Genomic DNA, 10,184 nt, shown 5'->3' with positions numbered 1-10,184 from the left:
AGCGGCCGGGGCGGCCGGGCGGGCATCCGGGGCGGCGGCGGCATCGGCGGCCGGGCTGTCGGCGGCGGGGGCGGGGGCGGGAGGCAGCAGGCGGGCGGCCTCGGCCACGGCGGGACGGTCCTGATCCAGCCAGTCGACGGTGTCCAGTTCTTGCCGGGTGAGCCAGCGCAGCTCGTCGTGGTCCTGCAACGGGCGCGGCCGGCCGGACACCAGCCTGGCCGTCCAGACCTGGAGTACGTAACCGGGCGCCAGCGGCCAGTCGCCGGGGATGCGCTGGCCCGGCTCCGTCTCCACACCCAGCTCTTCGCGCAGCTCGCGCACGAGTGCTTCTTGCGCGCTCTCTCCCGGCTCCAGCTTGCCGCCCGGCAGCTCCCAGCGGCCGGCGAGCTCCGGGGGCGCGCTGCGGCGCGCGGCCAGGAGCCGCCCCTTGTCGAAGACGGCTCCGGCCACCACCACACGATCTGTCATGCGCCGGAGCGTAACCGGCGGCGGGCCAACCCCGTCCATGCGGGCGGCCCGCGGGTCCGCCGGTCAGCTCGCGGGCTGACCGATGCGCTCCACCCAGTAGAGCTGCTGGTGTCCGTCCGCATCGAGACTGTCGGCCATCTGCTGGGCCTCGTCCCTGGTCGCGTACCTGCCCACCCGATAGTGGTTGCCGTTGTCGTCCTGCCGGATCACCAGCCAGGGAAGGACCGCGCCACTGTCGTTCATCACGCCTCTCCCTCCACCGGCCTGCATGCGTCTAAGCATCCCCACGAAACCGCAATCCGCATATGCCTGAGCCTACGCCTGACCTTTACGGAGCGGATACGTGTTTTTACAAAGAGATACACATCCGGCCAGAAAGAAGGTGAGAAAAGGGGGCGCACCCGGCCGAGTGCGCCCCCTTGCACCGCCTGAAGGCCCGTCACCGGGCCATGGTCACCGCACCGGCAGGTGATAGGCGAGCCGGTAGCGGTCGGCCGGCACGACCACATCGGCCGTCTCCACCGCCCGCCCCGACGCGTAGTACGTCCGCTCCACCACCATCACCACATGGCCCGGCACACCGCCGAGCGCGAGGAGCTCCTCCGCCAGCCCCGGCCGCGCGCCGACTTCCTCCACCACGTTGTCCACGACGACGTCGATCGCCGCCATCCGCTCGACCACCCCGCAGCCGCCCAGCGGTCCTTCCTCCGGCAGCATGACCGGCGTGCGCCCGGTGACGGCGAGCGGCTCCCAGGAGGTGGACAGCATCATCGGCTCTCCCGCGTCACGGAAGACATACCGCGTACGCATCACCCGCTCCCCCGGCTCGATGCCGAGCCGCTCGGCGATCGCGGCGCTCGCCGGTTCCTGTTCGCTGCTGGAGTCCCACGTGCCGCGAGCGCCCTCGGCCGCCTGCTCCTGCCGGAAGGGATTGGCACCGGCCGTCAGGCCGTAACCCGAGCGGGCGATCGGGCGCGGCACGGGACGTTCGCGTACGTACGTCCCGGAGCCCGAGCGGCCTTCGACGAGCCCCTCGGCCATCAGTACCTTGCGTGCTTCGAGGGCGACGGTGTCGGAGACCCCGTACTCCTCGCGGATGCGGGCCTGCGACGGGAGCCGGGTGTGAGGAGGGAGCGAGCCATTGACGATCTTTTCGCGGAGATCGCTTGCCACGCGAAGATAGGCGGGCTGCTCACCGAATGTCACGGGCCACTCCCATCAGGTTGACAGACAGCAACAGCCTGGCAACCGTAGGTTGCGCCCCGCAAGCATGGGCCAAGGTTTCACTCGAAGTGATGACCGCCGTTTGAGCACTGGCTACCGGGGGTAAGTGGCCGTCACCCGACCAGGGGGACGGGGCCCCGCCAGGGGCGCCGTCCCCAACCCCCCGCGGCTCGGCTCAGGTGGTGGCCGACGGCTCCGGCGGCGTGCGGGTCAGTCCGAGCGCGGCGCGCGCCTTCGCGCCCATGTCGGCCGGCAGCGCGTCGTACGCCGGGTCGTAGTGCTCCCAGAAGACGTCCGCGTCCGTCGCGGCCGCCGCCTTGGCCCAGTGCTCGCGGGCCGCCTCCAGCTCCTCCACCAGGTCCGCGAGCGGCCTCTCCGCGGCGGTCGGCCATGGGTGCGCCCGCAGCTTCGCCACCGTCCCGCTCAGGGTGGACGACACCTTCCCGGCCCACCGCACATTGGCGTCCAGGTCGTCCTCGGCGTCCGCCTCCGGCTCCTCGAGCAGCACCGTGTCGATGAGGTTGACCGGCTTGAGGAAGGCGACCTGATGCGTGTCGAGCGTCGTCGCGTCACTGCGCAACGAGCCGGTGAGCTTGCCCTTTTCGGCGGCGAACGAGCAGGTCACCACCCGGTCACCGAGCCGCCAGCTGTCCGCGCTCGGCTGGTAGTAGTAGATCCACGCGTCGTCGGGAATGGCCCAGGTGTCCATCGCGTACGCGGAGTTCAGCACATCGCAGCGCTTCTCGGCGACCGGCTCGATGGCCTTGTCGCCGGGCCACTTGTCGAACTGGGTGAGCGCGAAGCTGCCCGTTATCTCACCGTCGTGCGGCGTGGCACAGTCGACGATCGTGACGTCGGGGGTCTCCGCCTCAATGGTGCCGCCCGGGCTGTTGAAGCACTGCCCCTTGCGCAGATCGAAGGTCGAGCGGGTGCGTGACGCCTCGTCGGCGGCGTCCCGCATGCCGTCGTAGACCTCGCGGTACGCCCCGGTCGCCAGTCCGGCCACCACCAGCAGCGTGCTGACCAGGGACAGGATCATGCCGGTGACCGCCAGGCCCTTGCCCCGTTCCCCCTTCTTCCTGATCTGCCCCAGCGCGATCCCGCCCAGGACCATGCCGAGCGGCGGAACACAGCACACGATGCCGGTGACGAGGGAGGCGATGGCGAGCCCGTTGGTGTTCGCCGAGGGCGGCGGCGGGCCGGGCATCCCGTAGGGCGCCGGGGGCACCGGGAGGTGCGGCTGCTGGGGCGGGGGCCAGCCCTGGGGTGACTCCTGGGGTGACCCCTGGGGGGAGGGTTCCACGGTTTACGGTGCTCCTGTCGGGCGGAACGAATGCGAATGCGCGTGCGGCTGGCGCATCGTACGCGGTCGCCGACAGGCGGCGGAACGCGAGTGACGAACGGGACGAACCGGGCGACAGAGCGGGCGGCCACCACAGCGTGGCGGCCGCCCTTTGGTCACGCAGTCACTCGGTCACTCGGTCATGCGGTCACTCGGTCACGCGGTCGCCCCTCAGAACTGCAGGGCCCAGGAGTCGATCTTCCCGGTGTCGTAGCGGGCGTTGTCGCTCACCCGCAGCTTCCAGGTGCCGTTCGCGACCTCGGATGAGGCGTTGACCGTGTAGGTGGTGTTGATGTTGTCGGCGCTGCCGCCCGTTCCGTATCCCTTGAGTGTGTACGCGGTGCCGTCCGGAGCGATCAGCTGGACCTGAAGGTCACCGATGTACGTGTGAACGATGTTCACAGGGACCTGGAGCGCTGACGGGGCGTTACCCGCCACATCGGAGACGATGATCGGCGACTCGACGGTGGAGTTGTCGTTGATCGCGTAGTCGGCGGTGTTCTCGAAGCGCTTGCCGGGCGGGGGCGTGGTTCCGCCATCGCCCACGTACAGAAGGCGGTTGGGGGAGCCGGTGCCCGGATTGCCCACCACGCCGCTGGTGGCGGCGGAAGTGAGGGCGGTGGCGACCTGCGACGGGGTGGCCGTCCGGTTGTTCGCCAGGTAGAGGGCCGCGGCGCCCGCGACGTGCGGGGTCGCCATCGACGTACCGGAGATGGTGTTCGTCGCGCTGTCGCTGCTGTTCCAGGCGGAGGTGATGGAGGAGCCGGGCGCGAAGAGGTCCAGCACGCTGCCGTAGTTGGAGAAGCTGGAGCGCGCGTCGGTGCTGGTCGTCGAGCCGACCGTGATGGCCTCGGTGACGCGGGCCGGCGAGGTGCTGGAGGCGTCGCGTCCGTCGTTGCCGGCGGCGATGGCGTAGGTGACGCCGGAGGCTATGGAGTTGCGTACGGCCGTGTCGAGGGCGGAGTCGGCGCCGCCGCCCAGGCTCATGTTGGCGACGGCCGGCTTGACGGCGTTTCGGGTGACCCAGTCGATGCCGGCGACGACCTGCGCGGTGGTGCCGGAGCCGGAGTTGTTGAGCACGCGGACGCCGACGATCTTGGCCTTCTTGGCCACGCCGTAGGCCGATCCGGCGACGGTACCGGCGACGTGGGTGCCGTGGCCGTGGCCGTCCTGCGCCGTGTTGTCGTTGTCGATGGCGTCGTAGCCGTAGGAGGCACGGCCGCCGAAGTCGCTGTGGGTGATGCGTACGCCGGTGTCGATGATGTACGCGGTGACGCCGTCGCCCGCCGGTTCGGGGTAGGTGTAGCTCTGGTTGAGCGGCAGGGCGCGCTGGTCGATCCGGTCGAGCCCCCAGGACGGCGGGGACGGCTGCGTGCCGGTGACCGTGAGGACGCGGTTCTGTACGACGGAGTCGACGGCCGGGTCGGCGGCGAGCTTCTTGGCCTGGGCCTCGGAGAGTTCGACGGCGTAGCCGTTGAGGGCCGAGGTGTACGTCTTCTCGATCTTCGCGCCGTAGCGCGCGGCGATCGCCTTGCCCGCCTTGGACTCCGCGTCGGCGGCCGACTCGTCAAGGGTGACGATGTAGCTGCCCGCGATGGCTCCGGGGGCTCCGGCGTTCTCGATGACGCCCTCCGGGGCCGCCGGGGCCGCGGTCGCCGGAAGGGTGGACAGGGTGCCGAGCGCCAGGGCGGCGACGACGGTGGCACCGGCTGCGGCCAGTCTTCGCCGGGGCGTACGCATCACTGACATGTGAGGGATCCTCCTCATTGGTGGTGCGTTGCTGTGGGGGTGATCGGCAGGGGCATGACAAGCAACGGCACGGTGTACGCGGCGTTGCCCGTATCCCACTACCGAGCGAAAGATTGACCGATCCATAGGAATCGCACAAGGGTCCTGACGCGCCGGTAACTCGCCTGCCATACACGCGACATGCCGGCGCTCATGGCGATCTCGGCTCGCCATGCCTGCCCCATTGCGGTGCCCGGTCCTCCGCTTCGGCCCTGACCTGGTGGTGTCCGACCTGCCGGGCCCCAGGCACCGGGGTTTCCCGACCGCCGCCGTCCCCTTGACGCACCCGTGGCGCCCCACGCTGGCCGAGGAAATCGCCTCCCCGGCGCCCGGCGCCCGGCACATCCCGCGCGCGGTACGCCGATCGGGCGCACCCTCCTGACGGTGGCGGAGCACCAGATCCGCGCCACCCAGTGGCCCAGCGGCCCAGCCGACCAACCGCCCAGCGGCCCAGCCGCCCGACTTGGCCTCGTCGCGTCGGCGGACTGTTCGCCGAATCAGCTCTTCGGGCAGGGGGGCACCTTGCCGCTACGCCGGTCGCGGGCGTACTCCGCCCCCGTCTGTTCGTACCACCTGTCCGGCATGTGGGAGCCCGGATACACGCAAGCAAGGGGAGGGAAGTAGACGTTCCGGTAGCCGGATGTGTCGCGCAGTTCTCCGGTCAGCTCGAATGGCCGGCCATGGGGACCGCTGAGCGTCATCTCGGCTGTGGTGCCGCCGACTTCGTAGTGCACGCGGTAGCGCCAGCGGCAGTAGCCCTTCTCGGACGTCGCATGGATGAGGAACGCCTCGGTCTCGTTCTGGTTCAGCGTGATGTGTTTGGCCTGAGGCCCGGTGAAGAACGGCTCCGCCGCCTTGCCGTCCTTCCCGTACGCCTTGAGGCGAGGCCGTGGCGAGTCCACCGCCACCTCCAGCGGGATGACGCCCGTGACGCCCTGCGAGGGAAAGTGAACGAGGCTGCCGCCCAGTGGCGCCTTGCACGAGCCTCCCTCCAGCTCGGGCACGATGTCGGTGATCCGGACCTGCTGGGCGGCGCGGCCCTGCAAGGTGATCATCCATTCCGCGTCCCTGACATCGACGACCCGCCTGCCCTGCCGCCAAGACGTGTCGCTGTGCAGCGCCTTGAGGAGCTGCCCGCCCGCGTCGTCCCGCACCACGTACCACCCGGTGTCCTTGACGTCCCTGACCTCGACCACGTCGATGGCGTTCTGCGGCGAGAGCCGGTCCGGTACCCGGTCCAGCGGCAGGATCGTCTTCACCGACGCGGCCAGCAGGTCCTGGAAGGTCACGGTCGCCACAGTCAGCAGAATGCCGACCAGCCAGGCGGTCGGGCTCGTCAGGTACCGCAGCCGGCCTGGCGCCTCCTCGGCCTGAGCCGCGCGCGGCTCACGCCCCCGGCGCACGCTCGCCCGGGTGAGCGCGCCCGTCCTGCGGACAGCACGTCGGTTAGGAGGCATCGCTCAGCCGCTCCTCGTCCAGGTCCGCACCCGGTGCCGCGCGGGCCCCACGGCGCATCATCAACAGAACCGCTGCCACACACGCCAGTCCCGTGGCCCATCCCCAAGCGCTGCCGAACCGGACGGCGTCATCAAGAGCTATGCCCAAGGGTTGGGCCGACGTGGTGGCCGCCGCCCGCGGAGCAAACCATTGCAGCAGCCGGCCGTCCACGACCGCGGCGGCAACGGCCGCCAGCAATGTCGCGTACCAGCCCTCCATGACCAGACGCATCAGCGCCACCGGGCGCCGCCGCGACACCTCCGTCACCCGCCTGGCCACGGAACGAAGCGCCACTGCCAACGCCACGAGGAACACGACGCAGATGGCGAGAGTCGCGAGCCAGCCACTGATCCGCTCGGTGCTGACCGGGCGCAGGCGCAGTGCCGGGTAAAGCACGCCGCTCCACTCGTTGACCTGGGCCGACGGGCGGTACGAGACCCACAGGTCCGGATCAAAGGTGAGCGAGGTCGTCTGCGCCAACTGCCGCACCCCCGTGTGCCGAAGGAGTGGACCGCCCGCCACGGCCAGCAACACCGCCGGGATCAGCCCGGCACACACCAGATCCCGCCGCTCCCGCGCGGCGGCGAGCAGAGGGACGGGCACCTCGTCGCTCTCGGCACCTTCCGACGTTCCGAGGTGCTCCCGCAAGGGCTGCCATCGCCGGCAGCGCCATACCAGGAGCCAGACGGCGACCAGCAGCCAGACGGTGCACAGCGCGAACTGCGCGGCCGCGGCCGGCACCGCGCCCAACCGGGCGTTCATCAGCCACTCGTCGTACGTGGGCACAGCCGAGCCCGCGTCCGGGTCCAGAGCCGGGCCGATCAACGTCGCCACGCCCGCGGCCAGCAGCACGGCCCCGTTCAGAGCGAGCACCGTCCTCAGCCGCGGCTTGAGCCCCGGCGCGCCACGGAACACGCCGTAGGTGAGGATGCCACTCAGCACAGTGAAGACAAGCTGCGGCAGCCACCCCTCAACGTGATGAAGGTCGCGCACCGCGAAACCGTCCAGCGACAACCCCAGCACCCGGACGTCCCGGATGGTTGCACCAGGCGCGAGCGCGCCTATGACCCACTGCCTGATCGGGTCGAACAAGAACAACAGGATCGCCTGATTCCAGGCCCCATAAACGGCCAGCGCCATGGACAGGCGGCGATTCACTGCGTACTCCCCCGAGTCGCCTGATGCACGGCAACGAACTCCGGCCTGAATTCTGCCGTACTCACACTGCTGTTCCAAGAGCACGGCGATGCTCGGGGTGGTGAGGCGACTGACAGACGTACCGCAGTACGGGGAAGGATGTTCCCCCACGCCACCATCGCAGCAGACGCACCCCTGCTTGCCCATACCGCCATGGGCGCCCCTCCCGCACCAGCCGGTGCCCGTGCCACCTGCGACCCATGGGTGCAGCATGGAAGAGGAGCAGAAATCGAACGACCATCCGGAGGTGCGGGAGCCATGGGCACGTACATGGATGTCCACCGGGGAATGAAGGGCATCACGTCCGAGAAATTGAGCGAGGCCCATCAGGCGGACCTCGCCATAGAGAAGGAAGAAGGCGTGCACTTCGAGCGCGCCTGGGCCGACCCTGAGTCGGGCACGGTCTACTGCCTGTCCACCGGGCCCTCCGCCGACGCCGTCCAGCGCGTCCACGAACGCACCGGCCACGCCGCCGACGAAATCCACGAGGTGCCGCTGCAGGTCTGACGGCGAAACGAACGCATAGGGCCGGCCACGGAGGGCCGGCCCTTGTGGCACCGATCGATCACCCACGGCGTCCGGGCCCTCGTTCGCGGGACGGGCGGAATCGATAGGGTTGGTCCATGACCGCACTGCCCGACTGGATGCGCCCACCGCGCGCGGAAGGCTGGTTCGCGGAGGACTTGGACCGCCTCCCGGAGGCGCCGCGCCACACAGAGCTGATCGACGGAGCGCTCGTCTTCATGATGTCTCCCCAGCGGTCGTGGCCCGGCCGTCTCGTCACTGGACTGACGGTCGCGCTCATGGAGCAAGCCCCGGAGACCATGGAGGTCGAGCGGGAGATGACCATCCGGCTCGATGCGCGCAACCGCCCCGAACCGGATCTCCTGGTCACGACAGCCGCCTACGACCCCGAACGGACCTGGTACGAACCGGCCGACGTGTCGCTGGTCGTCGAGGTCGTCTCCCCGGAGTCCGCCCACCGGGACCGCACGGTGAAGCTCCGCAAATACGCGGAGGCGGGCATCCCGCACTACTGGTGCGTCGAGGACGAGGACGGAGCACCGGCCGTCCACGTGTACGAGCTGGACGAGCCGACCGCGCTGTATGCACCCGCCGGCATTTTCCGGGGCTCACTCCACCGTCCGGTGCCCTTCGAGATCAGCATCGACCTGGACAAGCTCACGCCGCCGCGCGGGGCGCGGAAGGGGCCGGACTCACCGGAGCCCGACCCCTTGTGACCTGCATGTCTACCAGATCAGCGACGTGGTGGTACGTCACCCGCTACACGTTGAAGCGGAACTCCACCACGTCGCCGTCCTGCATCACGTAGTCCTTGCCCTCCATGCGGGCCTTGCCGGCCGCGCGGGCTTCGGCGACCGAGCCGGTGGCGACGAGGTCGTCGTAGGAGATGACCTCGGCCTTGATGAAGCCCTTCTGGAAGTCGGTGTGGATCACGCCGGCCGCCTCCGGGGCGGTCGCGCCCTTCTTGATCGTCCAGGCGCGGGACTCCTTGGGGCCGGCCGTGAGGTAGGTCTGGAGGCCCAGGGTGTTGAAGCCGACGCGGGCGAGGGTCGCCAGGCCCGGTTCCTCGGCGCCGACCGACTGGAGGAGCTCCATGGCGTCCTCCTCGTCCAGCTCGGCGAGGTCCGCTTCGAGCTTGGCGTTGAGGAAGATCGCCTCGGCCGGGGCGACCAGGGCGCGCTGCTCGTCCTTGAAGGCCTCGTCGACCAGCTCGTCCTCGTCGACGTTGAAGACGTACAGGAACGGCTTGGTGGTCAGCAGGTGCAGGTCGTGGAGGAGCTCGGCCTTCTCGGAGCCCTGGAGGATGCCGTGCGAGAAGAGCGTGTCGCCCTTCTCCAGGAGTTCCTTGGCTGCCTCGACCGCCGCCACCTTGGGGGCGACGTCCTTCTTGATCCGGGACTCCTTCTGGAGGCGCGGGAGGACCTTCTCGATGGTCTGGAGGTCGGCGAGGATCAACTCGGTGTTGATCGTCTCGATGTCGTCCTTCGGCGAGACCTTGCCGTCGACGTGGACGACGTTCTCGTCCTTGAAGGCCCGGATGACCTGGCAGATGGCGTCCGACTCGCGGATGTTCGCGAGGAACTTGTTGCCCAGGCCCTCGCCCTCGCTCGCGCCGCGCACGATGCCCGCGATGTCGACGAAGTCGACCGTGGCGGGGAGGACCCGCTGCGAGCCGAAGATCTCGGCCAGCTTGGTGAGACGGGCGTCGGGGACGCCGACGACGCCGACGTTCGGCTCGATCGTGGCGAACGGGTAGTTGGCCGCCAGTACGTCGTTCTTGGTCAGGGCGTTGAACAGGGTCGACTTGCCGACATTCGGCAGGCCGACGATTCCGATCGTGAGCGACACGTTGGCGACTTCCCTAGAAGTGTGGATGGTGGGCCGATCCCCCAGTTTACGGGCGTGTCGGTACGGGCCACGACGGTGGCCGGGGGGCGAAGTCTTGGCCAAGGTCTCCCAAAGCGCGTGTCCCATGCCGGGTTCCCCGCCCCTCGCGACCTACGTTGTCCAGGTGGAGCAGCACAGGAACAGCCCCCCGCAGCGCCGGCAGCCCGCGCAGTCTCCGGCGGCCCCGGCGGCCCCGGCCGCCCCCGCGAGCCCGGCCGCCCCTCCCCCGGGCGCGCTCATCGAGGGCGCGGCCGCC

Annotated in this window: 10 protein-coding genes; 2 read left to right on the top strand and 8 right to left on the bottom strand. The window is 69.9% G+C overall.

Features of this window, described 5'->3' with window-relative positions; genetic code table 11:
• The 7 genes from QWM81_RS28830 to QWM81_RS28800 form a co-directional block, all read right to left on the bottom strand.
• Nucleotides 1-468: (deoxy)nucleoside triphosphate pyrophosphohydrolase (locus QWM81_RS28830; RefSeq protein WP_435372480.1), on the bottom strand; the 468-nt coding region annotated here is incomplete at its 3' end.
• A gap of 63 nt (nt 469-531) precedes the next feature.
• Complete coding sequence (locus tag QWM81_RS28825; protein ID WP_290115436.1) at nt 532-711, bottom strand: SPOR domain-containing protein; 180 nt, start codon at nt 709-711, stop codon at nt 532-534.
• A gap of 210 nt (nt 712-921) precedes the next feature.
• Nucleotides 922-1,674, bottom strand: a complete 753-nt coding sequence (locus QWM81_RS28820; RefSeq protein ID WP_290115435.1) for a GntR family transcriptional regulator — start codon at nt 1,672-1,674, stop codon at nt 922-924.
• Nucleotides 1,675-1,867: 193 nt separating this feature from the next.
• Nucleotides 1,868-2,995, bottom strand: coding sequence for a DUF4190 domain-containing protein (locus QWM81_RS28815; RefSeq protein WP_290115433.1), 1,128 nt, complete (start codon nt 2,993-2,995; stop codon nt 1,868-1,870).
• Nucleotides 2,996-3,205: 210 nt separating this feature from the next.
• Nucleotides 3,206-4,783, bottom strand: a complete 1,578-nt coding sequence (locus QWM81_RS28810; protein ID WP_290115431.1) for a S8 family peptidase — start codon at nt 4,781-4,783, stop codon at nt 3,206-3,208.
• Between the two features lie 536 nt (nt 4,784-5,319).
• The gene (locus QWM81_RS28805) at nt 5,320-6,279 is read right to left on the bottom strand and encodes a hypothetical protein (protein WP_290115430.1); all 960 of its coding nucleotides are present in this window, start codon (nt 6,277-6,279) and stop codon (nt 5,320-5,322) included.
• Nucleotides 6,269-7,477 (bottom strand): hypothetical protein, encoded by a 1,209-nt coding sequence (locus QWM81_RS28800; RefSeq protein ID WP_290115429.1) that lies wholly within the window; start codon nt 7,475-7,477, stop codon nt 6,269-6,271. Before QWM81_RS28800 ends, QWM81_RS28805 begins: the two co-directional genes overlap by 11 nt.
• Before the next feature lie 297 nt (nt 7,478-7,774).
• On the opposite strand from QWM81_RS28800, the gene QWM81_RS28795 reads away from it, so the two are divergent.
• Nucleotides 7,775-8,023, top strand: coding sequence for an SCO4226 family nickel-binding protein (locus tag QWM81_RS28795; RefSeq protein WP_290115428.1), 249 nt, complete (start codon nt 7,775-7,777; stop codon nt 8,021-8,023).
• 116 nt (nt 8,024-8,139) lie between these two features.
• Nucleotides 8,140-8,757 carry a Uma2 family endonuclease gene (locus QWM81_RS28790; RefSeq protein ID WP_290115427.1) on the top strand — a complete coding sequence of 206 codons (618 nt, stop codon included), beginning with the start codon at nt 8,140-8,142 and terminating at the stop codon, nt 8,755-8,757.
• 43 nt (nt 8,758-8,800) lie between these two features.
• On the opposite strand, the gene ychF is transcribed toward QWM81_RS28790, so the two are convergent.
• On the bottom strand, nt 8,801-9,889 hold the full coding sequence (ychF, locus tag QWM81_RS28785; protein WP_290115425.1) for a redox-regulated ATPase YchF: 1,089 nt from the start codon (nt 9,887-9,889) through the stop codon (nt 8,801-8,803).
• Nucleotides 9,890-10,184: the final 295 nt, after the last annotated feature.

Source organism: Streptomyces ficellus, assembly GCF_030406405.1.
Taxonomy (GTDB): Bacteria; Actinomycetota; Actinomycetes; order Streptomycetales; family Streptomycetaceae; genus Streptomyces; species Streptomyces ficellus_B.
This window is presented reverse-complemented; position numbering and strand designations above follow the sequence as displayed.